The sequence below is a fragment of the Sulfitobacter sp. TMED3 genome (assembly GCF_002167505.1).
Taxonomy (GTDB): Bacteria; Pseudomonadota; Alphaproteobacteria; order Rhodobacterales; family Rhodobacteraceae; genus Sulfitobacter; species Sulfitobacter pontiacus.
Genome location: NZ_NHBI01000069.1, coordinates 24,208 through 45,516, shown reverse-complemented (window position 1 = coordinate 45,516; position 21,309 = coordinate 24,208). Strand labels below are relative to the sequence as shown.

General features: G+C 61.0%; 26 protein-coding genes and 1 tRNA gene. 15 read left to right on the top strand and 12 right to left on the bottom strand.

What is annotated here, in order from left to right:
* From CBB63_RS15850 to CBB63_RS15835, 4 genes are all read left to right on the top strand, one after another.
* On the top strand, nucleotides 1-791 hold a 791-nt coding region (locus CBB63_RS15850; RefSeq protein WP_286699831.1), incomplete at its 5' end, for a PrpF domain-containing protein.
* Between the two features lies 1 nt (nucleotide 792).
* Nucleotides 793-1,608: a universal stress protein gene (locus CBB63_RS15845; protein WP_037954185.1), complete on the top strand. Its 816-nt coding sequence runs from the start codon at nucleotides 793-795 to the stop codon at nucleotides 1,606-1,608.
* Nucleotides 1,609-1,615: 7 nt separating this feature from the next.
* The gene (locus CBB63_RS15840; RefSeq protein WP_009826174.1) at nucleotides 1,616-1,774 is read left to right on the top strand and encodes a hypothetical protein; all 159 of its coding nucleotides are present in this window, start codon (nucleotides 1,616-1,618) and stop codon (nucleotides 1,772-1,774) included.
* A 9-nt stretch (nucleotides 1,775-1,783) separates the two neighbouring features.
* Nucleotides 1,784-2,758 carry a D-2-hydroxyacid dehydrogenase family protein gene (locus CBB63_RS15835; RefSeq protein WP_286699830.1) on the top strand — a complete coding sequence of 325 codons (975 nt, stop codon included), beginning with the start codon at nucleotides 1,784-1,786 and terminating at the stop codon, nucleotides 2,756-2,758.
* Here CBB63_RS15835 and CBB63_RS15830 read toward each other — a convergent pair.
* Nucleotides 2,733-3,779, bottom strand: coding sequence for an AbrB family transcriptional regulator (locus CBB63_RS15830; protein WP_286699829.1), 1,047 nt, complete (start codon nucleotides 3,777-3,779; stop codon nucleotides 2,733-2,735). The two genes, CBB63_RS15835 and CBB63_RS15830, sit on opposite strands and share 26 nt — an antisense overlap.
* Before the next feature lie 89 nt (nucleotides 3,780-3,868).
* Here CBB63_RS15830 and CBB63_RS15825 point away from each other — a divergent pair, with 89 nt between their 5' ends.
* From CBB63_RS15825 to tcuB, 3 genes are read left to right on the top strand one after another with little or no spacing between them, the layout of a single operon-like run.
* Complete coding sequence (locus CBB63_RS15825) at nucleotides 3,869-4,549, top strand: GntR family transcriptional regulator (RefSeq protein ID WP_132997074.1); 681 nt, start codon at nucleotides 3,869-3,871, stop codon at nucleotides 4,547-4,549.
* A complete protein-coding gene (gene tcuA / locus CBB63_RS15820) occupies nucleotides 4,546-5,931 on the top strand; it encodes an FAD-dependent tricarballylate dehydrogenase TcuA (RefSeq protein ID WP_286699828.1) in 1,386 nt (461 codons plus the stop codon). Before CBB63_RS15825 ends, tcuA begins: the two co-directional genes overlap by 4 nt.
* The gene (tcuB, locus tag CBB63_RS15815) at nucleotides 5,921-6,988 is read left to right on the top strand and encodes a tricarballylate utilization 4Fe-4S protein TcuB (RefSeq protein ID WP_286699827.1); all 1,068 of its coding nucleotides are present in this window, start codon (nucleotides 5,921-5,923) and stop codon (nucleotides 6,986-6,988) included. The genes tcuA and tcuB overlap by 11 nt, the downstream gene beginning before the upstream one ends.
* Before the next feature lie 69 nt (nucleotides 6,989-7,057).
* On the opposite strand, the gene CBB63_RS15810 is transcribed toward tcuB, so the two are convergent.
* Nucleotides 7,058-8,173, bottom strand: a complete 1,116-nt coding sequence (locus CBB63_RS15810) for an S-(hydroxymethyl)glutathione dehydrogenase/class III alcohol dehydrogenase (RefSeq protein ID WP_286699832.1) — start codon at nucleotides 8,171-8,173, stop codon at nucleotides 7,058-7,060.
* Nucleotides 8,174-8,337: 164 nt separating this feature from the next.
* On the opposite strand from CBB63_RS15810, the gene CBB63_RS15805 reads away from it, so the two are divergent.
* Complete coding sequence (locus tag CBB63_RS15805; RefSeq protein ID WP_286699826.1) at nucleotides 8,338-9,207, top strand: LysR substrate-binding domain-containing protein; 870 nt, start codon at nucleotides 8,338-8,340, stop codon at nucleotides 9,205-9,207.
* A 165-nt stretch (nucleotides 9,208-9,372) separates the two neighbouring features.
* Here the strand turns inward: CBB63_RS15805 and CBB63_RS15800 are convergent, their stop codons facing one another.
* Complete coding sequence (locus CBB63_RS15800; RefSeq protein WP_286699825.1) at nucleotides 9,373-10,257, bottom strand: LysR family transcriptional regulator; 885 nt, start codon at nucleotides 10,255-10,257, stop codon at nucleotides 9,373-9,375.
* A 95-nt stretch (nucleotides 10,258-10,352) separates the two neighbouring features.
* Here CBB63_RS15800 and CBB63_RS15795 point away from each other — a divergent pair, with 95 nt between their 5' ends.
* The 4 genes from CBB63_RS15795 to CBB63_RS15780 all read left to right on the top strand — a co-directional run bounded on the left by CBB63_RS15795 (nucleotide 10,353) and on the right by CBB63_RS15780 (nucleotide 12,804).
* Entirely contained in the window at nucleotides 10,353-10,637 is a 285-nt protein-coding gene (locus CBB63_RS15795; RefSeq protein ID WP_278425988.1) for a DUF2218 domain-containing protein, read from the top strand.
* A gap of 186 nt (nucleotides 10,638-10,823) precedes the next feature.
* Complete coding sequence (locus CBB63_RS15790) at nucleotides 10,824-11,234, top strand: nuclear transport factor 2 family protein (protein WP_286699824.1); 411 nt, start codon at nucleotides 10,824-10,826, stop codon at nucleotides 11,232-11,234.
* A 63-nt stretch (nucleotides 11,235-11,297) separates the two neighbouring features.
* Nucleotides 11,298-12,143 (top strand): SDR family oxidoreductase, encoded by an 846-nt coding sequence (locus CBB63_RS15785; protein ID WP_286699823.1) that lies wholly within the window; start codon nucleotides 11,298-11,300, stop codon nucleotides 12,141-12,143.
* A gap of 58 nt (nucleotides 12,144-12,201) precedes the next feature.
* Nucleotides 12,202-12,804, top strand: a complete 603-nt coding sequence (locus tag CBB63_RS15780; RefSeq protein ID WP_286699822.1) for a protein-methionine-sulfoxide reductase heme-binding subunit MsrQ — start codon at nucleotides 12,202-12,204, stop codon at nucleotides 12,802-12,804.
* A gap of 642 nt (nucleotides 12,805-13,446) precedes the next feature.
* Here CBB63_RS15780 and CBB63_RS15775 read toward each other — a convergent pair.
* From CBB63_RS15775 to CBB63_RS15750, 6 genes are all read right to left on the bottom strand, one after another.
* Nucleotides 13,447-13,521: transfer RNA gene (locus CBB63_RS15775), tRNA-Phe, on the bottom strand.
* A gap of 102 nt (nucleotides 13,522-13,623) precedes the next feature.
* Nucleotides 13,624-13,815 carry a DNA gyrase inhibitor YacG gene (locus tag CBB63_RS15770; protein ID WP_009826161.1) on the bottom strand — a complete coding sequence of 64 codons (192 nt, stop codon included), beginning with the start codon at nucleotides 13,813-13,815 and terminating at the stop codon, nucleotides 13,624-13,626.
* Nucleotides 13,812-14,834, bottom strand: a complete 1,023-nt coding sequence (locus CBB63_RS15765) for a ribonuclease E/G (RefSeq protein ID WP_286699821.1) — start codon at nucleotides 14,832-14,834, stop codon at nucleotides 13,812-13,814. The genes CBB63_RS15770 and CBB63_RS15765 overlap by 4 nt, the downstream gene beginning before the upstream one ends.
* Nucleotides 14,831-15,409, bottom strand: coding sequence for a Maf family protein (locus CBB63_RS15760; protein WP_286699820.1), 579 nt, complete (start codon nucleotides 15,407-15,409; stop codon nucleotides 14,831-14,833). The genes CBB63_RS15765 and CBB63_RS15760 overlap by 4 nt, the downstream gene beginning before the upstream one ends.
* Nucleotides 15,410-15,463: 54 nt before the next feature.
* Nucleotides 15,464-15,682, bottom strand: coding sequence for a translation initiation factor IF-1 (infA, locus tag CBB63_RS15755; RefSeq protein ID WP_005851736.1), 219 nt, complete (start codon nucleotides 15,680-15,682; stop codon nucleotides 15,464-15,466).
* Between the two features lie 81 nt (nucleotides 15,683-15,763).
* Complete coding sequence (locus tag CBB63_RS15750) at nucleotides 15,764-16,645, bottom strand: carbon-nitrogen hydrolase family protein (RefSeq protein WP_286699819.1); 882 nt, start codon at nucleotides 16,643-16,645, stop codon at nucleotides 15,764-15,766.
* A gap of 181 nt (nucleotides 16,646-16,826) precedes the next feature.
* Between CBB63_RS15750 and CBB63_RS15745 the strand changes: the two genes are divergently transcribed.
* Together CBB63_RS15745 and CBB63_RS15740 are read left to right on the top strand one after the other, a co-directional pair.
* Nucleotides 16,827-17,792, top strand: coding sequence for a LysR family transcriptional regulator (locus tag CBB63_RS15745; RefSeq protein WP_286699818.1), 966 nt, complete (start codon nucleotides 16,827-16,829; stop codon nucleotides 17,790-17,792).
* A gap of 58 nt (nucleotides 17,793-17,850) precedes the next feature.
* Nucleotides 17,851-18,564 (top strand): NAD-dependent deacylase, encoded by a 714-nt coding sequence (locus tag CBB63_RS15740; protein ID WP_286699817.1) that lies wholly within the window; start codon nucleotides 17,851-17,853, stop codon nucleotides 18,562-18,564.
* A 39-nt stretch (nucleotides 18,565-18,603) separates the two neighbouring features.
* On the opposite strand, the gene CBB63_RS15735 is transcribed toward CBB63_RS15740, so the two are convergent.
* Together CBB63_RS15735 and rpmB are read right to left on the bottom strand one after the other, a co-directional pair.
* Nucleotides 18,604-19,053 (bottom strand): copper chaperone PCu(A)C, encoded by a 450-nt coding sequence (locus CBB63_RS15735; RefSeq protein WP_502695958.1) that lies wholly within the window; start codon nucleotides 19,051-19,053, stop codon nucleotides 18,604-18,606.
* Nucleotides 19,054-19,618: 565 nt separating this feature from the next.
* Nucleotides 19,619-19,918 carry a 50S ribosomal protein L28 gene (gene rpmB / locus CBB63_RS15725; protein ID WP_005851725.1) on the bottom strand — a complete coding sequence of 100 codons (300 nt, stop codon included), beginning with the start codon at nucleotides 19,916-19,918 and terminating at the stop codon, nucleotides 19,619-19,621.
* Nucleotides 19,919-20,106: 188 nt separating this feature from the next.
* On the opposite strand from rpmB, the gene CBB63_RS15720 reads away from it, so the two are divergent.
* Complete coding sequence (locus CBB63_RS15720) at nucleotides 20,107-20,802, top strand: CDP-alcohol phosphatidyltransferase family protein (RefSeq protein WP_286699814.1); 696 nt, start codon at nucleotides 20,107-20,109, stop codon at nucleotides 20,800-20,802.
* A 42-nt stretch (nucleotides 20,803-20,844) separates the two neighbouring features.
* Here CBB63_RS15720 and CBB63_RS15715 read toward each other — a convergent pair whose 3' ends face one another.
* Nucleotides 20,845-21,303 (bottom strand): methylated-DNA--[protein]-cysteine S-methyltransferase, encoded by a 459-nt coding sequence (locus CBB63_RS15715; protein WP_286699813.1) that lies wholly within the window; start codon nucleotides 21,301-21,303, stop codon nucleotides 20,845-20,847.
* Between the last annotated feature and the right edge of the window lie 6 nt (nucleotides 21,304-21,309).

Here is a 21,309-nt window from a genome sequence, read left to right as displayed (position 1 = left end):
CGGGTGTTGGCCCTGCGGCGGTGGAATTGGGCCTCGTCCAGCCCACCGGCGATGTAACGGATGTGAAGATCCACGCCGTCAACACCGGGGCCAAGGTGCTGTCCAAAGTGCTGACCCCCGGCGGCGTGCTTACCTATGACGGCGACACCGAGATCGCGGGCGTGCCCGGTGCCGGTGCCGCCGTGGCGCTGAACTTCATGGGGGTTGTCGGCTCTTCGACCGGGGCGTTTTTGCCCACGGGCAAGATCCGCGATACCTTTGACGGGATCGAAGTCACCTGCATGGATGTTGCCATGCCGATGGTCATCGCCCGCGCGGCGGACTTTGGCCTGACGGGGTATGAAAGCGTCGCCGAGCTCGACGCAAACAAAGACTTCTTTGCGCGGATGGAGGCAATCCGCCTTCAGGCCGGGGCCGCCATGGGCATGGGAGACGTGACAAAATCCGTAACGCCCAAGTTCGGTCTGCTCGCCCCGGCCCGAGACGGGGGCACCATCGCGACGCGCTATTTCATGCCGTGGAACACGCACCCATCCATGGCGGTGACAGGGGCGCAATGCCTTGCCTCCTGTGCGCTCACCCCCGGCAGTGTGGCAGATGGCCTGCTTGACCGGCCCGGCCAAAGCCCCGCTGATGTGGTGCTTGAACACGCGTCGGGCACGATTGCCGTGCTGGTGGATTATGACACGTCGGACGGCTTCGCGCTGAACTCCGCAGGGCTGCTGCGGACGGCGCGTAAACTGGCGGATGGCAACGTGTTTGTCCCCTCGCGCATTTGGGAGGGTCACTGATATGCCCGTAATGAACCTGCTTGTCGCCTTCAATGGCTCCGACGCCTCTGTCGCCGCATTGCGCTATGCCGCTTCTCTCGCCAAACGGCGGGGCGCGCATGTCACGGCGATCCTTGCCCATACCGCGCATGAGGTGATCGACCGTCGTTCCCGCTGGATCCCTGAAGAGGCCCGCGCCCTGTTGGAGGCTGCCAACAGCGAAATCTTGGCCGAGGTCACCCGCCGGTTCGAAGAACTCCGCCCCGCCCTCGGTCTGGGCGACGCGCTGGATTTCCGCGAGGAGACCGGCCGCGTCGACATGCTGCTTTCCGAAGGCGCGCGGTACTATGACATGCTGATCGTCGGTGCCCGGACCGAGAGTGACGACGCCCATGTGACCCACCATCCTGATCGCATCGCCTTGCAGTCCGGGCGTCCGGTGATCGTGGTGCCTGCGGGCTATGACGCAGGCGCGCAGCACAGCCACGCGGCGCTGGCATGGGACGGCGGGCGCGCCGCCGCGCGGGCACTGTCAGACAGCCTGCGCCTGCTTGAGGCCGATGGCCGGGTCAGCGTGCTGACGGTGGGCAAACGCACATCCTGGCCGATCACCGATCTGATGACCCACCTCGACCGCCACGGCGTCGAAGCGGTGCATGAGGACTTTCCGACAACCCATCCGGTGTCACAGACTCTGCTGTCCTATTGCGAGCGCCATGACCCCTCGCTGCTGGTGCTGGGTGCCTATGAGCATTCCAAATTTCGCGAAGATTTCCTTGGTGGCGTGACCGCCGAGGTGCTGGAAAAGATCAAAATCCCCGTTTTGTTGTCCCATTGAGAAACAAATGATGACCAACTACGAGAAAATCAAAACCGCCCGCCGTGATCTGGAAAAACTGCGTGCCGAGCTGATCGCCAGCCTTAACACGCAAAAAGACCGCGACCCCGATCTGCTGATCCTGCACGAACGGGTCAGCAAAGCGATCAACGCGCTTTCAGCATAGGGTGCAGGGATGAAGGTTCATATCCTCGACGACTGGTTCAACACCCTCCGCGGGCTGCCCTGCTTTAACCTGCTGGCGGGGCATGATGTCACCGTCTGGACGGACCATCAGCCTGACGAGGCGATCTTGGCCGACCGTTTGCAGGATGCCGACTGCATCGTACTCTTTCGCGAGCGGACCAAGGTGACACGGGGGTTGCTTGAGCGCCTGCCAAACCTGCGCCTGATTTCACAGCGCGGTGCCTATCCGCATGTCGACGTCGCGGCCTGCACCGATCAGGGCGTGCTGCTGTGTTCCAACAAAGGTGCGGATGGGGCCAACCATGCGGCGGCGGAACTGACCTTTGCGCTGATCCTTGCAGCCATGCGGCAGTTGCCGCAGCAGATGGCGAGCGTGAAGGCAGGCACCTGGCAGATGGGCGTCGGACGCAGCCTGCGCGGGCGACGGCTGGGGCTTTATGGCTATGGGCGTATCGGACGTGTGGTGGCGGACTATGCCCGCGCCTTCGCGATGGAGGTTGTCTGGTGGAGTTCCGAGGCCGGGTGCGCGCGGGCGAAAGCCGATGGCGAGACCGTCGCCGAGAGCCGCGCGGCCTTTTTCGGCACATGTGACGTGGTTTCGCTGCATCTGCGGCTCACCCCGGAAACGCGCGGCAGTGTCACCGCCGACGACCTCGGTGCGATGCCGCCGCGTTCGGTACTGGTGAACACCTCCCGCGCCGGGCTGATTGCCGAAGGCGCGCTGCTGCAAGCGCTTAACGCCGGGGATCTGGGCGCGGCGGCGGTAGATGTCTTTGATACTGAGCCGTTAACGGATCCCAACGACCCGCTGCTGTCGCACCCCAAGCTGATCGCCACCCCGCATATCGGCTTTGTCACCGAAGACGAATTCGACAAGCAATTCGCGGATATCTTTGCGCAGGTGAACGCCTATGCGGCAGGCGCTCCGATCCATATGATCAACCCTTCCGTCTACGCGCCATAAGCCCCGCGACCAGCGGCGCGCCGACGATCACCAGCACGATGCGGGTCAGGTGGTGGGTGATGACAAAGCCCAAGTCCGCGCCTGTCACGATCGCCAGCACAGTCATCTCGGCCTGCCCGCCCGGCGCGAAGGCGAGGAACGCCTCAACCGGATTGCCCAAGCCAGCCCAGGTAACGAGACCTGTAAACCCAGCGGCCAAGACGGCGAGCACCAGTACATAGGCGATGCCCGCCAGCACCACCCGCGTCAGCTCGCCCCATGTCACGCCCAGAAAATGCACGCCGATCCCGCAGCCGATAAAGAACTGCGCGGCAAGGATGGCCTCGGCTGGCGGGCGGCTGTGGATCAGGCCGGCCAGTGACAGAACGGCGGTGACGATCATGGGGCCAAGGATCGAAGCGCCGAACAGGCCGATCCGCTCTCCTCCCTTCCAGCCGATCAGGGCGGCGGCGGCCATCAGGGCCATCTCGCCCACAGGCAGTTCCGTCACCGGCGCGCCGATGGGATTGGTCAGCCTTGCTCCGTAAACCAGCGTCAAGAAGGCAGGCGCGAGGGTGACGATAATCAGCACCCGCGTGGCATGGATCAACGACAGCGCCCGCGGATCGCCCCCCGCTTCGGTGCCAAAAATCACCATGTCCTGCAGGCCACCCGGCATCGCGGCGTAATAGGCTGTCGGCCCGTCGAACCCCCAAACATGCCGAAAGAACGGGACGCCGATAATCCCGATCAACGCGATAAAGACCGGGACCAGCGCCACCGACATCGCCATTTGTGGCAGTTGGTGAAAAAGATCAGGCGTGATCGAAGCCCCAACCGCCACCCCAAGGATCGTGCGCGCCGCGACCGAGACCTGTCCGAAACCCTTGATCGGTACGTTCGACAATGCCGCGATGAGACAAGCCGCCATAGGGCCGAAAAGAAACGGCAGCGGCAGATCAAGCCACCAGAAGAGCAAAGTTCCACCCCCGGCAAGGATCAGGGTAAGCGCTCGGCTTTGGGTTGGCTGGGCGATGCGCATGGGGTCCACTCCTGTATTTTATCGGACTTGATCATTATTGCATACTATTGTATCCACTTGCATGCAATAACCACCTTTGGGGGCGTTTTATGAGCGAAGAAGACCGCACACCGCAGGGCAACTCTGCCTATGCGCAACTGATGGACGAACTGCGTGCCGGTCGGCTGAACCCCGGCGACCGCCTGCGTGAAACCGAACTGGCCGACCGTCTGGGCGTCTCCCGCACCCCCGTGCGCGAGGCGATCCGACAGTTAGAGGCAGACGGCGTCGTGGCACATATCCCGCGTCAAGGGGCGAGCATCCGCACGCTGGACTACGCCGAGGTGATGGAACTCTACGAGATGCGCGCCGTGCTGGAGGGCACCGCCGCACGGCTCGCCGCCCGCGCCGCCTCGGACATCGAAATCGAAGAGCTTCAGGACATGAACCAGCAGCTTGCCACTCTGGGCAATGTGCCCGAAGCCTTCACCCTTAACCGTCAGTTTCACGCCGCCCTTCTGGACGCCGCAAAGAACCGTTTTCTGACCCGCTCGATCCACACGCTGCAAAAGACGCTGATGATCCTCGGCCCAACGACGCTAACCGACCCTGCCCGCGCCGAAAAAGCGGTAGAGGAACATTTTGGCGTTCTGGATGCGATCAAGGCCCGTGATGCCGCCCTCGCCGAAGCGGCGATGCGTGCGCATATCGAAGCGGCCCAGCGGGTCCGGGTTCGCGCCCTGCGCGCGCAGCCCACGCGCGATGAGACCTATGACGGAGACCTGCTGTGACCGAGACCTACGATATCGTCGTGATCGGCGGCGGCAATGCGGCGCTTTGTGCCGCGATCACCGCAGCCGAGGCTGGTGCCCGCGTCTTGATCTTAGAGACCGCGCCGAAACCCTACCGGGGCGGAAATTCGCGCCATACCCGCAACTTCCGCTGTATGCACCACGGGCCACTGGGGCCATTGGTCGAGAGCTACACCGAGGACGAATACCTCGCCGATCTGATGAAGGTGACGGGTGGCAAGACCGATGAACGTCTCGCACGCCTTGCCATCCGCTCTTCCGAGGAATGCCTGCCGTGGATGGAAGAACATGGTGTGCGGTTTCAGCCATCGCTTTCGGGCACCCTGTCACTGGCCCGCACCAATGCGTTTTTTCGTGGCGGCGGCAAGAGCCTCGTGAACGCCTATTACCGCACCGCCGAGGGCTTGAGCGTGGATGTGCTTTATGAAGCTGCCGTGACCCATCTGGAACTGGAAGGCGACCGGGTGACGCGGGTGGACTACACCCATGAAGGGGCCGCCAAGAGCCTCTCCCCCAAATCCGTCGTCGTGGCCTCTGGCGGCTTTCAGGCCGACACCGACTGGCTCGCGCGCGCATGGGGGCCCGCGGCGAAGAACTTCCTGATCCGAGGAACGCCCTACAATCGCGGCGTGGTATTGGCGGACCTGCTGGACCAAGGCATCGCGCAGGTTGGCGATCCGACCCAATGTCACGCCGTCGCCATTGACGGGCGGGCACCGAAATTCGATGGCGGGATCGTCACGCGGCTGGATTGCGTGCCCTTCTCCATCGTCGTCAACAAAGACGCACAGCGGTTCTATGATGAGGGCGAGGATGTTTGGCCGAAACGCTACGCCATTTGGGGCCGACTGGTGGCCGCCCAGCCCGATCAGGTCGGTTATGTCATCATCGACGCCAAGTCGCTGAACCTGTTTATGCCCTCGGTGTTCCCGCCGATCAAGGCAGACACGCTGGCGGATCTGGCCGACAAGATGGGCCTCCCGGCTGATGCGCTGGAGCAGACAGTCGCCGAGTTTAACGGAGCCTGCGGCGATCAAAGTGCCTTCCACCCCACCGAGCTTGATGGCGTGGCGACATCCGGCCTCACCCCACCCAAGACCAATTGGGCGCGACCGATCACCGAGCCGCCGTTCTACGGCTATTCGCTGCGCACTGGCGTCACTTTTACCTATCTCGGGCTGAAGGTGGATGAAAACGCGCAATGCTCCATCGACGACTGCCTTGTCAGCAACCTTTGGGCGGCGGGCGAAACCATGGCCGGGTCGATCCTGGGCCAAGGGTATCTCGCCGGTTTCGGCATGACCATCGGCACCGTTTTCGGACGTATCGCAGGCAAGGAGGCCGCAGCCCATGCAAATTGATCTACTCCAAGAGGCACGCCGTCAGGCCGAAATCTGCAACGCCTGCCGTTATTGCGAGGGCTACTGTTCGGTCTTTCCTGCCCTTCAGGCCGAACGCGCCTTTTCTGACGGGGATCTGACGCAACTGGCGAACCTCTGCCACAACTGCCGGGGCTGCTACTACGCGTGCCAATACACCGCCCCGCATGAGTTTGAACTGAACCTGCCCCAAGCCTTGGCCGAGGTGCGCCAAGACAGTTGGGAGGAGTTCGCCTTTCCCCGTGCCGCCGGGAAAGCCTTCCAGAAAAACGGCCTCGCCATCGTGCTCGCCACTGTCTTGGGCTTTGCATTGCTGTTCTGGGCTGCCCGTGCGCTGGCCGCCGCAGGAGGCGAAGGTTTCTATGCGGTGCTGTCTCACAATGCGATGGTGGCGATCTTCCTGCCCGCTTTTCTATTCCCGCTGTTCAGTATCGCCATCGGGCTGCGCCGCTACTGGCAAACCGTGGGTGGCACCCCGGTGCGCCTGTCGCATCTGCGCGGGGCCATCGCCTCTGTCGCGAACATGCGCAACCTCAAGGGCGGCCACGGCGACGGCTGCAACTTTGAAGACGAAGACCGCTTCACCCATGCCCGCCGCTATGCGCATCAGGCAATCATGTATGGCTTTCTGCTGTGCTTTGCCTCGACCAGCGTGGCGACGCTGATGCATTACCTGCTCGATATGCCCGCCCCCTACGGGCTGTTTTCCGCCCCGAAGATCCTCGGGCTTTCCGGCGGTGTTCTGCTGGTGTTGGGCTGTGGTAAGATGGTCTGGCTTAAGCTGCGGTCTGACAAATCGCTCGGTGCGACCAACGCTTTTAGCGGTGAGATTGCCTTTACCGGATTGCTGGGGTTTGTCGGCCTGTCAGGGCTGCTGCTTTATGCGGCAGGCGGCACCGGCTGGATGCCGGGGCTTTTGGTCATACATCTCGGCGCGGTGCTGGCGTTTTTCCTGCTCACGCCTTTCACCAAGATGGCGCATGGGTTCTACCGGATGGCAGCGCTGGTCAGGGATGCACAGCGGCGCGAAAGGGTCTGACTTTAGGCTTTCCAGCAACGCTTCCAGATCACCCCGGCCCCGCCTACAGACGGCGCGACCGGGAGACGATCATTCGCCGAAGTGGATGACTGAACGGATGCTCTTGCCTTCATGCATCAGGTCGAAGGCTTCGTTGATCTCTTCCAGCCCCATGGTGTGAGTGATGAAATCATTCAGCTTGAATTCGCCGTTCATGTAGCGCTCGACATAGTCAGGTAGCTCGGAGCGTCCCTTGACCCCGCCAAAGGCCGACCCCCGCCAGACGCGGCCCGTGACCAACTGGAACGGACGGGTCGAGATTTCTTGCCCTGCCCCTGCGACACCGATGACAACGGATTCCCCCCAGCCCTTGTGGCAGCATTCCAACGCCGAGCGCATAATATTGACGTTGCCGATACACTCGAACGAATAATCCACGCCGCCGTCGGTCATCTCGACAATCACGTCCTGAATGGGCTTGTCGTGATCTTTGGGGTTGATGAAATCGGTGGCGCCCAGCTTGCGGGCAAGATCGAATTTGCTTTCGTTGATATCGATCACGATGATCCGGCTGGCCTTGGCCATGGTCGCGCCGATCACGGCGGACAGGCCAATGCCGCCCATGCCGAAGATCGCAACCGATGAGCCTTCCTCGACCTTGGCGGTGTTCATGACCGCGCCCATGCCGGTAGTGACGCCGCAGCCCAGCAGGCAGACCTCCTCCAGCGGCGCGTCGGGGTTGACCTTGGCAAGCGATATCTCGGGCAGCACTGTGTATTCCGAGAAGGTTGAGCAGCCCATGTAGTGCAGGATGGGCTGACCATCCTTGTAGAACCGGCTGGTGCCGTCGGGCATCAGACCGCGCCCCTGGGTTTCCCGGATCTTCTGGCAGAGGTTGGTCTTGCCGGATTTGCAGAATTTGCACTCGCCACATTCTGGCGTGTAGAGCGGGATGACATGGTCACCCACCGCCACGCTGGTGACGCCCTCGCCGATGGATTCGACAATCCCGCCCCCTTCATGGCCCAGAATGACCGGGAACAGGCCTTCGGGGTCTTCGCCCGACAAAGTGAAAGCATCGGTATGGCAAACGCCCGAGGCGATAATTTTGATGCGCACTTCGCCAGCCTTAGGCGGCATTACGTCGATTTCCTCGATCGAGAGAGGTTCGTTAACGGCCCAGGCGACGGCCGCTTTGCATTTGATGATATCGGTCATGGGTCTCACTTCGCGGTTAGGACTATTTTGGCGGGTGACGGTGTAGGGACAGTCATTTACACTGTTTCCCACTGGCGATAATCCCGGATAACTGCAAAACACCGTTACCTATTAGCAATAGTTATTCCGCCATTAAGATTGAAAGGAACATCATGCTGAGTTGGGAGGGGGTATCAGAATTTGTGGCCGTCGCTGAAGCCCAAAGCTTTACAGCTGCTGCCAACAGCTTGGGTATTTCTACGGCTCAGGTCAGCCGCCAAGTCGGCGCACTTGAGGCGCGATTGGACACCAAGCTGTTCTACCGCACCACGCGCAAGGTCACGATCACCGAGACGGGTCAGGTGTATTACAACCATTGCCGGCAGGTGCTTGATGGGCTGGCCGAAGCCGAGCGCGCGATCACCGATCTGCATCAAAGCCCCAAGGGACGGCTCAATCTCACAGCCCCGGTGACATATGGCGAGAACCGCATCGCGCCTTTGGTCAACGACTTCGTGCGGCGCTATCCTGATCTTGAGGTCAACCTCAGGCTGACCAATCAGCTGCTCGATCTTGTAGCGGAAAGCTACGATCTCGCGATCCGGCTGGGAGAGTTGGAAGACAGCTCCATGATGGCAAAGCGACTGGCCTCTCGCAGGCATTACACCTGCGCGGCACCCGAATACCTTTCCGCTCACGGAACCCCGCACACCCTGTCCGAACTTGACGGCTACAACTGTTTGCAAGGCACTTTGGGCTATTGGCGGTTTCAGGAAAAAGGAACCACCCGCCACATCCGGGTGAAAGGCAATCTCCGCTGCAACAGCGGCGCATCGCTGGTCGATGCGGCGCTGAAGAACCTCGGGATCATCCAACTGCCGGATTATTATGTCGAGGCGGAACTGCGGGCCGGTCGGTTGATTTCTGTTTTGGATACGTATCGCGCGCCGGACGATGGCATCTGGGCGATCTATCCGCAGAACCGGCATCTTTCGCCAAAGGTCCGGCTGCTGCTTGATCACCTTGCGAAAGGGTTGCGATGAAGGAGCGAGGACTGGGCAAAGATCGTATCTCTCGGCCTTGCGTTCAGCCACCTGCACCGGGGCTTCGTTCAGCGAAAGCCTCACTTGGCCGCACCATGAGGTAATCTATCGCGACGTGGCAGATGCCCCCTTCATGCGGGACCAAATGGGCCGATAGGCACCGTCCTATTGATGGAGCTCTTTTGCCAAAAACCGAACGAACAGAAGCGTGAGGTTCTCGCGACGCGAGGTGTCTGGCCAGACGGCAAAAATTCCCAACGGTTTCAGCCGCCAATCGGGGAACAGGCGGCTCAGTTTGCCCTCCGCCTCCCCCCGGGCGGCGAGATGCTCGGGCAGAACCGTGGCGCCAAGGTTCTTGCAGGCGAAATGGTAGAGGGCATCCACGCTGTCCACTTCCAGCCGGGCTTGGCCCAGAACTTTCGCCTCTTCCCCACCGGGGCCGCTAAGGCGGGTATAGTCTGAGCGATGTCGGTAGCGCACCCAGTCCCAGTCTTCCAGATCGCAAGGATGTTCGGGGGCCGGGCGCGTTGCGGCATAGTCGCTGCCAACCACCAAGGCGCGCGCGCTTTCACCCAGCTTGCGCGACATCATCGCACTGTCGTCGAGCCAGCCCGCCCGGATATTCACATCAAAACCATCGTTGATAAGGTCCATCCTCTGGTCCGAAAAAGCCAGCGACAGGGCGACTTGCGGATGAAGACGGGAAAATTCAGCGATCGCCGTCGACAGGGTCGATGACGACATAAAGGCAGGGATCGACACCCTAAGCGCACCCACAGGCTCCAACGACAGGGCGTTGAGGTCATTCAACCCGCTTTCGGCGCTTCGCAGCATGTCGGTCACCCGGGCGTAGAACATCCGCCCTTCGTTGCTGAGCGCGATCTTGCGGGTTGTGCGGTAAAGCAGTGTCACGCCAAGGAAATCTTCGAGTTCGGAGACGGTTTCACTCACCCGCGACGGTGCGACGCCAAGGGCTTTCGCCGCGGCCCGGAACGAGCCTTCGTCCACCACCCGGACGAAGATGGCCATATGCTTTAGATGATCGATCATTGTTCGGCCTGCCGGAACTATCACTTCTGGATTCCATGAATACCCCGATCAATCCGCCGGGAATAGATGTTCCTTGCAACACGAGGAACACCGCCATGAAAGCGACCACTCATCTCAACACCGAAAGCGCAGAACGTTATCTGGGCACGCTCTGCAAACATTTCGGCCACAAGGTGCCCGTCACCCACACGCGCCAAAACGGCCATATCGAACTGCCTTTCGGGGCATGTGAACTGGCCGCAACAAAGGGCCAGTTGTCACTGAGCGCGACAGCCGATGACCGGGCCGCGCTCGATAAGGTCGTGCAGGTCATTACCAGCCACCTCGAGCGTTTTGCCTTCCGCGAAGACCCCAAGCTCACTTGGACCGACGCCGCCTGAGAGCTGAGCTGGCCCGAACTTTTCGGGTACCGCGCGGAGTGGCACCCGAAATCTTGAACTTAACCAAGGCCCCATTCCTTCGGGGCACCCGATATGGAGCGACACATGAAACGCAGAACCCTTCTGAAAACTTCACTCGGCGCATCTCTGGCCATCATTCTCGGACAACACGCAGGAGCAAAAGACATGGACACAGTTACACAAGAGAGCTTTGACACCGTAATGGCCTTCATGGGCGCTATGGGGGCGGGCGATATGGAGAAAATGCGGGCCCTGATGGCCGACGATATGGTCTGGCACAACGAGGGCGACGAAAGCTTGCCGTGGATCGGTGAGGCACGCGGCAAGAAGGCAGTCTTCGACTTTCTTGGCGTCTTTGGCCAGAATTTTCAGACAACCGCTTGGGACAACACAGATGCCTTTGCCGCAGGCGACACCGTTGCCGTCTTTGGAAAGATGAGCGGCATAACCACGAAATCCGGCAAAGAGACTGGCCCCTTCACCTTTGCCCTGCGTGCCAAGGTCCGCGATGGTCAGGTGGTGCTGTGGCACTGGTTCGAAGACAGCTTTGCCGTCAGCAAAGCCTACCACGGCTAATATCCGCAACATGGCAGGGCCCGTCAGGCCCTGCCAGCGAGATCCCAGTCAAAGGAGAGCCCGATGCGCTATGCTGTCACCGCCGTTTCAGGACAACTCGGTCAAGAAATCGTCCGTAAACTCATAGAACGAACAGATCACGCCTCGGTCATCGGCCTCGCCCGGACGCCGGGCAATGCCACCGAGTTAGGGATCGAGGTGCGCCCCGGCGATTATGATCAGCCGGACGCGCTTCGGACTGCTCTTGCGGGCGTTGATGCCCTTGTGCTCGTCTCAGGCATGGCCCCGCCCGAAGACCGCATCGGCCAACACCGTAACGTGATCGAGGCGGCCAAGGCCGCCGGCATTCGCAAGATCGTCTACACCAGCATTCAAGGTCCCGAAGTTGGGACCGCCTTCTCACCCGTCGTGCAGAGCAACCGCCAGACCGAGGCCGACATCCGCGCCAGCGGTCTGGACTGGGCCATCGGTCGCAACGGCATCTACATCGAGCCTGACGTTGAGTATATCGACAGCTACCGCGCCAAGGGCGAGATCGCCAACAGCGCGGGGGACGGCAAATGCGGCTACACGACCCGTTCCGAATTGGCCCATGCCTATGCCGCTTTGCTGACGCGGGACGAGCTGAACGGTCAAACCTTTGATTTGAACGGCACGCCGATCACTCAGGCGGAACTAACGCAGTATATGAACGCCGCATATGGCACAGCGCTTACCTATCGCGGCATGTCGGCCGAAGACTATGTCGCTGACCGCACCGCCGAGCTTGGCGATTTTATCGGCCCGATTATCGGCGGCATCTACGACGGTATCCGCCGCGGCGCCTTTGACGCCTCCGGCGATTATGAAGCCGCGACCGGACGCCCGCATCAAAGCTGGGAAGATTATTTCGCCTCGCTGTTATGCTGATCGCCACAGATACGCGGGGCGACCCGCGTAGAACGACCAACCTTTCGGAGATATTTGCGTGCTGAAATCCACATGGGATCACCCCCTCACCTTCTGGGCGCTCTTGAGCCTCCCCGCCATTCCAATGACCCTTGGCCTGACCTCCGGCGCGCCGGACGCGGTCAAAACTCTTTTGCATCCCACCGGTGAGTTCGCCGCGCGGTTCATGATCATCGCGATGATGATCACCCCGCTGATGATGCTTTTTCGCGATGCGAGCTGGCCGCGCTGGCTGATGAAGCGTCGGCGCTATCTTGGCGTGGCCGCATTCTTCTACGCGCTGGCCCACACGGTGCTTTACCTCGTTGATGAAGGCGCCATAGCCTTCACTGGCGACGAGGTATCAAAGCTGTACATCTGGACCGGCTGGATCGCCTTTCTTATCTTTGTGCCATTGGCTGTTACGTCGACAGACGCATGGGTGCGCCGCCTTGGGCGGTCGTGGAAAAAGCTACAGCAGTTTGTCTATGCTGCGGCTATACTAACCCTCATCCACTGGGCTGCCCTGCACGATTGGGGCGGCGTCGGCGCGGCTCTCGTGCATTTTGCGCCTCTGGCCGTTCTTGAGGTGTACCGTCTGTGGTCAACCCAACAACGCCGCCGCCAGCGCGCGATGACGTAAGCGAAGGGTTGCGGGGCAAATTCTCCGTTCGTTCGGCGATCTAAAGCTAAATAGCCGATCTCCCTACCTTTATAGGGAATCTTCGCACCTACCGTCAAAGTGCATAAGCCACCCATCGTGTCGGACGCAGCGAACGGCCCAGAGCCCACATCCGTCCCAGTCCTTCGATGCTGCGGTCGCAGCCGACATTGCCGACCGTTGCTGCGAGAGCAAAACGTGATGCGGGCCGAACTGACCCAACGCGGGACAAAGCTGCCACGTAGCCACTTAAACTGGATCTCCTCTCCGACACTCGGATACTCGTGATGAGCTTGGCCTTGGATGGTAGTTCAAATGGTTTCGGTTCCGCTGAGCGTCGCCTTGGCGGACCCGAAATGATCGGAAGCTTTGGCTCGGGCTGAGGCAAACGGCGGGTGGGCCGCCCTTACAAAGGGAGTGACAGTTGCACGGGTTTGAACAGCCGGTGGTTTGGTCGTGGCCTGCGCCAAATAATGAGACTTCAGCTCTTTCGGAATGCGTCGGCTGAAGTAATAGACCCCACCCTTAACGAAAGTGAACGGGGGGCAAATGGTCTCCGACATGGTCTACGGCTCCTAGCAGTGGCTAAAAGCTGAAGCATTACCAATGTGTTAGCTGTTTAAATGGTGCCCAGGGGCGGAATCGAACCACCGACACGAGGATTTTCAATCCACTGCTCTACCCCTGAGCTACCCGGGCACCGGAGACCACCGTAGTGGTCGGGTGTGCGGGTTCTAGGAGTTTGCGGCGGGGGTGTCCAGAGGGTTTTGCCATGTTTGGCAAAGGTTTTTTCGGAAAATTCTAATGCGGCTTGTCGGGGGCGTTCAAAGCGGCCTCGGTGGCTTCGATTGCGGCCTCGATATCCTGGGGGTCGCGGCTGGGGGTCGCGTAGCTGCCGTTCAGCCACTTGGCCAGATCCACGTCAGCGCAGCGCCCGGAACAGAAGGGGCGATACTTGGGAGAGGTTTCACGGTCGCAGATCGGGCAGGTCACTTCAGAACCTCGGCCAAAGGCATACGGGCGCGTTTGCGGTGCAGTTCGTAGTGGCCCAGCGGGGTCCAGCCGACCAGCGTCGTTTCCACGTCGTCGGCGCGGAAGGCCTGGCGCAACGCGGTCTCGAACGGGCGGCGATCTTTTTTGGGCATGGGCGCAAGGTCAAGCGTGATCTGCCCGCCCAACCCGCGCAGACGCAGGGCACGGGGCAAGGCGCGGGCACAGGCCATATTCGCTTTGATCCCGGCAGCAAGGGACACGTCCGCACCGGTGTTCACATCAACGGCCACCAACGCACGGGTGGGTTCCACAAACAGAAAGGCACCACCGTCAAGCGCGACGCGCGGCTGCGAGAGGCTGTCGACAGTGTCCAACACGCCATGGGTTTCAAAACCACCTGGGTCGGTCACGACGTCGGCGGGCTCGACCCAGTCGCGCCAAGCCAGAATATGCGGACCATCGCCTTCGGACAGGACCTCCATGTCGGTGGATGGGTCGTCCAATACCTTGTCCGCCAGCGCCAGCATCGCGTCGATATCATCGGCGATGTCATCGGCATCCGAGCCAGCGCAAGAGGACCGGAGAATCAGGCCATGTGCGGCCCCGTCGGACGCTTCATGCGCGATTTCGAGCAGCCGGTCCCGTTCTTCCTCGTCGCGGATACTGCGCGAGATATTGGTGCCGGGTGCGCCTGGCGTCACGATAGCATAGCGGCTTTTGAACAGCAGCTTCTGGGTGACGGGAACGGCCTTGCCGGGTTCAGCATAGCCGGANACCTGCACNAGAATGGGTTGCCCNGGTGCGAGCCCCTTGATCTGGCGCAGAAAAGCAGAGCCGTCGGGCGTTTTCAAAAACATCCCCCCCTGCCCCTTGACCGGACGATCCGCGATGGCGCGGTAGATCGTGCCGGGGCGCGGGCCGTCGCTGTCGATCAGAAGGTCATCCAGCTTGCCGTCCACGATCAGCGCGGCGGCTTCGATGTCGCCAAAATGGTCCAGAACGATCGTACGGCCCTTCATGAGGTCTCTCCTGCGAAAACATATCCTGCAGCACGCAGCAGGTTTGCGGTTTCGGCCAGTGGCAGGCCGACAATGCCGGTGAATGATCCGCTGATCCACGGGATAAGGGCNCCTGCCGGNCCCTGAATACCATAGCCGCCGGCTTTGCCNTGCCAGTCANCGGTTGCCAGATAGGCCGTGATCTCGGCGTCNGACAGTCGTTTCATGCGGACGGTGCTGACCACATCGCGCTGCCACAGCTTGTCNCCGCGCTTGACCGCGACNGCCGTGATAACCTTGTGGCGACGCCCCGACATGAGGCGCAGGAAACGGATCGTCTCTGCTTCATCCGCNGGNTTGCCCAGGATTCGCCGCCCCACCGCGACGGTGGTATCGGCACACAGCACGATATCATCGGCCCCCGCCTGCACCGCGGCGGCTTTTTCACGGGCCATACGCGCACAATAGGGGCGCGGCAGNTCGGCGGNATGGGGGGTTTCGTCGATATCGGGCGCGCGAATATCGTCAGGCACNACGCCGATTTGCGCCAGCAATTCCTTGCGGCGCGGACTTCCTGATCCGAGGATAAAACTCATATGCGATCCTAGATCGCTGCCCGAAAACCACCAGGTGATTCTCGGAAAAGCGTATTATTTAAAGCGGTAATTGATCCGGCCTTTGCTCAGATCATAGGGGGTCATTTCCACCTGTACCTTATCGCCAGCCAGAACACGGATGCGGTTCTTGCGCATCTTTCCTGCCGTATGTGCGATGATCTCATGGCCGTTTTCAAGCTCGACCCGGAACGTCGCGTTCGGCAGAAGTTCTTTCACGATACCGGGGAATTCGAGCGTGTCTTCCTTGGCCATGGTCTCTCCTTGAACACTTTGCCCTGCAATTTCAGGACGCAGGCTTAAATGGGCGCAATTTTCCCTTTTTTCAAGGGGTATTCACATCAAAGGCACGTTTATGGCCGTTGCGTCACGCCCGAACTGATCCTCCCAGTGGTTTCGGTTCAACACCACCCCGTCTGCNCGCACGCGGCTGATCTGGGCGATGTCGACCTCGGCGAAGGTCCAGCCGGGCACGTTGATCTCNGCGGCGGCAAGGACTCCGGTGGATGGAAAGCCCACATCCGGCGGGCAGAAGATGCCGCCTGCCCCGTAAGATGTGCCAAGCGCCTCTGACCAATCCGCAGGGCCGATGCAGGATGACATGGCCGTAACGCATTGATTTTCCAGTGCCCGCGCCATGGATCCGATNCGGACACGCCANTAGCCTGCCAGCGCCTCNGTCACGCTCGGCACGGCGATGATNTCGCAATCGGCAAGAGCACGGCCCAGCAGNGGAAACTCGCTNTCNTAGCAGATGAGGATGCTGATCTTGCCCAATGTNGTCTCNAAGATGCGCAGAGGCTCCCCGCCGACNACGCCCCAGACCTCGCGTTCGAATCGGGTCATGATCTGCTTGTCCTGCACCCCGACTTGACCTGAAGGGGTGATCAGACGTGCGCGGTTCACCGGACGNGCNGCGGCAGGCGTCACCGCGGGCCCCGATGCCGCAACGATATGCACGCCATATTCCGCCGCCAGTTTCTGATGCGCCGCATCCGCATCCGCCAACCGGTCAGAGACNGCAAACAGCGACGCCTCAAGATTGCCCGCCACGTCAAGGCCAGCGAGCGTCGCCAACTCCATCGCGCCATATTCGGGAAAAACCAACAGNTCTGCCCCGCTGGCGGCCGCCGTCGCGACCCAGCCTGCAAGCTTGTCTTCATATTGCGCCCAGCTGGTCAGGACATCCAGCGGGTATGCGGCGGTTGCGATTTTCATGGGGCCTCCGGGTGCGTGATTTCCCTTATGGTGCGCCGCGCGCAGCCAAGCTTCAAGTACCACCACCCCACCCCAGGGCTCATTTCACTTTTGTGAAACTATGGGTGCATGATCCGCGACAAGCTTGCCAATTTATCGGGCATGCTTCACAAAATTGGAAAGAACGAAGGGGNCNAGCANCATGATNAAAAANGGCATCACCCTGCGCGGTATAGAGGTGTTCGAGGCTTTGGCCAGCCGTGGNTCGGTCGCACAGGCCGCNNCGCTGACAGGGTTAAGCCAACCCGCCGTGAGCCAGCAGATCAGCAACCTAGAAGCCGCCATGGGCACCGCCCTGATCGACCANAGCACGCGCCCCATGCGCCTGACCGCGGCGGGCGAAAGCTTTCTGCGNCACAGCGGCGCGGCGCTGACCCATATCCGGCTCGCGCAATCCGAGCTGACGGTCATGGATCTTGCCAACCTCAGCGACCTGAGNCTTGGCGTGATCGACGACTTTGACAACGATGTCACCCCGCGTCTGGCGACCCTNCTGGCCGACAGTATGGCNGGCTGTCGCTTTCGCATGGTGACCGACGGCAGCAAGGGGCTGATCCAGTCGGTGCAGGACAAATCGCTTCATATCGCCATTGCNGCCACCAGCGGGGATGCCAAAAGCGGGCTGATCGAGATTCCTCTGGCCCGCGATCCCTTTGTGATCGTCNCCCCCGCCAGCTTTGACGGCGACAGCGCCGCGCTGATGACGGGGCGATCCGCCCTGCCCTTCGTTAANTACGCGGCAGACCAGTTGATCGCCGACCAGATCAACAACCACCTGACGCGCAGCAATATCACCCTGCCTTCGCAATTCGAGATCGGCAGCCATCTCGCCCTGATGGCGATGGTGGCNCGGGGNATCGGCTGGGCCATCNCGACGCCCTTCGGCTATTGCCGCGCAGAGCGGTTTCACCAGCAGCTTGCGGTGCACCCGCTCCCCACGCCCGGATTAACGCGACAGATCTCGCTGTTTGCGGGGTCAGACTGGACGGGGCCGGTGCCCCAGAATATTGCCGACACGATGCGGCAACTGCTTCGGTCCCACATGATCGCGCCGACGGTGGCGCAGTTGCCGTGGCTTTCTTCCAGCTTCGAGGCGTTAGAGGGCTGACCGCTTGCGCAAAAGCTGCGCGGCTGGTTCACTTGGCGCGTAAAACAAAGGGGCTGACATGAGCAAGATCGTCATTCTGACCGGCGCGGGCATTTCTGCGGAAAGCGGCATTGATACCTTCCGCGCCGAAGACGGGCTTTGGGCGCAGCACCGGGTCGAGGACGTCGCCACTCCCGAAGGCTATGCCCGCGACCCGCAACTGGTTGTGGATTTCTATAACGGTCGCCGCAAACAGGCAGCAGAGGTATCACCGAACGCGGCGCATCAAGCGCTGGCCAGACTGCAGGCGAATTATGCCGGACAGGTGGTGATTGTGACGCAGAATGTCGATGATCTGCACGAACAGGGCGGCGCGCGGGTGATCCATATGCACGGCGCGCTGAATTCGGCGCTCTGCGCTGCCTGTGACCACCGTTGGNCCGCACCTATGGTCATGGCNGTCGGTGATCCCTGCCCCGCCTGCAATGCCCCAGCCGCGCGGCCCGACATCGTTTGGTTCGGCGAAATGCCCTATGACATGGACGAGATTTTTGACCATCTGGCCGAGGCCGATATCTTTGCAGCCATCGGCACCTCTGGCAACGTNTACCCCGCCGCCGGTTTCGTGGCAGAGGCGCGGCGCAACGGGGCCCATACGGTAGAGCTGAACCTCGAACGTTCNGCCGTGGGGAACCAGTTCGCCGAACACCGCACCGGTCCGGCGACACGTGTGGTCACCGATTGGGTGGAGCAACTCTTGAGCNCCCCACCCCAGCANCGGCCCGCGNTTTAACACAGATCGGGCCGCTACCATTCATGGGGGCGAAAAGGCTCAGTCTTTCGGCATCTCGTGACCGGTGTGATCCATATCACCGNGGTCNTGCTTCATCTTGTCGTGTTTCATCGCGCCATGGTTCGGCTTGCGATCCTGATCGACCATCACCTCGATNTCGACCNNNCCGGCNTTTTCGAACTCAAGNGTNACGGGCACCATCGCGCCCTGCNCCAGCGGGCCTTTCAGGCCCATGAACATCAGGTGNTCGCCGCCNCGTTTGAAGGNNTGCATGTCATCCGNNGCAATGGCCACGCCGCCTTCGATCTCGCCCATCCGCATGACGCCATTGTCGTCAGAGGTNTGGGAATGCAGCTCGACCTTNTCGGCCACGTCNGAGGACGCCCCGATCAANCGGTCATCCGCGCCAGAGTGGTTCATCACCACCATAAACGCCGCACCGGAGGTGGATTTCGCGGTCGAGCTGCGGATGTAGGCGTCATCTACCATGATGCCCTCGGCAGCGAGAGGGGCGGAAAAGAGAAACAATGCGCAGACAGCGCGGGTCAGCAAAGCAGGTGTCATTGGTATATCCTGTCGTCATATTCAAAATGTCTGTGAAGGGTGTGGATCAGACAGCGACAGGCGGGGCCCTTGGGTCGTGGCGCGTTTTACGTCGCGGCACATCGGCTGTCAGGACATGCACCGCCGGCGCGACAAANGTCACGATCCGCATCGGTGCGGCCGCCAGAACCACCGCGCCTGCCATTGCAACGTTAAGCGCCGAATCGGGGCAGATATGCGGGGCCGAGGTCGGCTTGCCCTGCGCATCCACATAAATCGCNACAGGGCCCGCACCGGTGCACAACACCATCTGCCCCGTAGCCGCAGAGGCCCCGCGCGCGACAGCCATGCTTTGACCCGTGAGGGCCAGCATCAACGCCAGAACCAAAGCCGAGAGGGAACGCAGGNTCATGGGCCGCACCCTAGACGAAGCGCTTGAAAAAGCACCAGCCCAAAACGACGCAGCCCCGGCCNAGGGCCAGGGCTACAACATCGTAACGATTGGAAAGTCTTACGACAGCGCTTCGGCTGTGGCGCTGGACTTTGCAATTGCTTTCTTAACTTTCAACGCGTTGACGGACAGTTCAGTGTCCTTNGCCTTCGCCATGAACTTGTCCAAGCCACCGCGGTGGTCAACAGTGCGCAAAGCAGCTGCCGAGATGCGGAACTTGAAACCGCGGCCCAGTGCTTCGGACTGCAGGGTGACATCGTTCAGGTTTGGCAAGAACCGACGACGTGTACGGTTCTTGGCGTGGCTTACGTTGTTGCCCGTCATCGGGCCTTTTCCGGTCAATTCGCAAACGCGCGACATGGGTCTATCCTTTTGCTGCGGGGCATTTCCGGCGATCCGGTGCAATACCCATATGGGCCGCGCTACGGCAAACCCTGAAATTGGTTTGCTGGCTTTAGGCGGAATCGCGAGCGGGGTCAACCCAAGCCTGCGNGGCAACACACGCTTTTCCTTTTGCATCCGTCGAAAAGATTTGTCATCTGTCGCATATGAATATTCATTCCCGTGCCCTTCTTGTCCATCTGTTCACTGCGACGGGTGCGATTTTCGCCATGCTGGCCATGCTTGCTGCCGCCGACGAACGCTGGGATATGATGTTTCTCTGGCTGGTTGTCGCCTTCTTTGTCGACGGGATCGACGGGCCGCTGGCGCGTAAATACGACGTAAAAACCAACGCGCCNGAATTCGACGGCGTGCTGCTTGATCTGATCATCGANTATCTCACCTATGTGTTNATTCCGGCCTTNGCGCTATTCCATTCCGGCCTCATGGACGGGTGGAGCGGTTGGGTCATGATCATCATCGTCACCTTCACCAGCGCCATGTATTTCTGCGACACACGCATGAAAACCAAGGACAACTCGTTCTGGGGCTTCCCCGGATGCTGGAACATGCTGGTACTGGTGCTCTTTGCCCTGTCGCCGCCATGGTGGGTGTCGCTGGTGCTTGTCACGGTCTTGGCCATTACCATGTTCGCCCCGCTGAAATTCGTGCANCCCGTCCGGACAGAGCGTTGGCGCNTGGTCACCCTGCCCATGGCATTGGGCTGGACGTTCTTTGCCGGNTGGGCCGCGTGGGTCGATTTNCACCCGCAAAGCTGGGCCCATTGGGGCCTGATCATNACCAGCGTCTATCTGATGTTTGCCGGTGTCGCGCAGCAGTATCTTTACGACCGCGAGGCCTGATANAGGCGCGCAGGGCCAANGCAGCNGCACGAAACCTCTAAACTAGATNAGCANNCCNGCCGCCCCTTCGTGGCGTAGCAGGGCGATCTTGGTCTCTACCCCGCCAGCACCCGAGTATCCGGTCAACCCCTTAGCCCCCATCACACGGTGGCACGGCACAATGACNGGNACAGGATTCTGCCCGCAGGCCTGCCCCACCACTTGCGCCGGGATCGCCAGTTTGGTCGCGATGTCGCCGTAGGTCACTGTATCGCCAAAGGGGATCGCCGACATCTCGGCGCAGACCGCTTGCAACGTGGCACTTCCGCCAATGCGCAGTGGCAGAGTGAACTGTGTCCGCTGCCCGGCATCATAGGCACGCAACTGCGCCTCTGCGTCATCCAGCAGTGCGCTTTTGTCTTGGTGTAGGGCATCCTGCCCCCAATGCAGGTAGGTAATCGCGCCCGCATCCTCGGTCACGACCAAGGTGCCAAAGCGCGTGGGGATGCAGCGCCGCTTCACCCGAGT

Coding starts and splice junctions, on each gene's coding strand:
- CBB63_RS15845 (WP_037954185.1), top strand. CDS start 793: ATGCCCGTAATGAACCTGCTTGTCGCCTTCAATGGCTCCGACGCCTCT.
- CBB63_RS15840 (WP_009826174.1), top strand. CDS start 1,616: ATGATGACCAACTACGAGAAAATCAAAACCGCCCGCCGTGATCTGGAA.
- CBB63_RS15835 (WP_286699830.1), top strand. CDS start 1,784: ATGAAGGTTCATATCCTCGACGACTGGTTCAACACCCTCCGCGGGCTG.
- CBB63_RS15830 (WP_286699829.1), bottom strand. CDS start 3,779: ATGCGCATCGCCCAGCCAACCCAAAGCCGAGCGCTTACCCTGATCCTT.
- CBB63_RS15825 (WP_132997074.1), top strand. CDS start 3,869: ATGAGCGAAGAAGACCGCACACCGCAGGGCAACTCTGCCTATGCGCAA.
- tcuB (WP_286699827.1), top strand. CDS start 5,921: ATGCAAATTGATCTACTCCAAGAGGCACGCCGTCAGGCCGAAATCTGC.
- CBB63_RS15805 (WP_286699826.1), top strand. CDS start 8,338: ATGCTGAGTTGGGAGGGGGTATCAGAATTTGTGGCCGTCGCTGAAGCC.
- CBB63_RS15800 (WP_286699825.1), bottom strand. CDS start 10,257: ATGATCGATCATCTAAAGCATATGGCCATCTTCGTCCGGGTGGTGGAC.
- CBB63_RS15795 (WP_278425988.1), top strand. CDS start 10,353: ATGAAAGCGACCACTCATCTCAACACCGAAAGCGCAGAACGTTATCTG.
- CBB63_RS15790 (WP_286699824.1), top strand. CDS start 10,824: ATGGACACAGTTACACAAGAGAGCTTTGACACCGTAATGGCCTTCATG.
- CBB63_RS15785 (WP_286699823.1), top strand. CDS start 11,298: ATGCGCTATGCTGTCACCGCCGTTTCAGGACAACTCGGTCAAGAAATC.
- infA (WP_005851736.1), bottom strand. CDS start 15,682: ATGGCCAAGGAAGACACGCTCGAATTCCCCGGTATCGTGAAAGAACTT.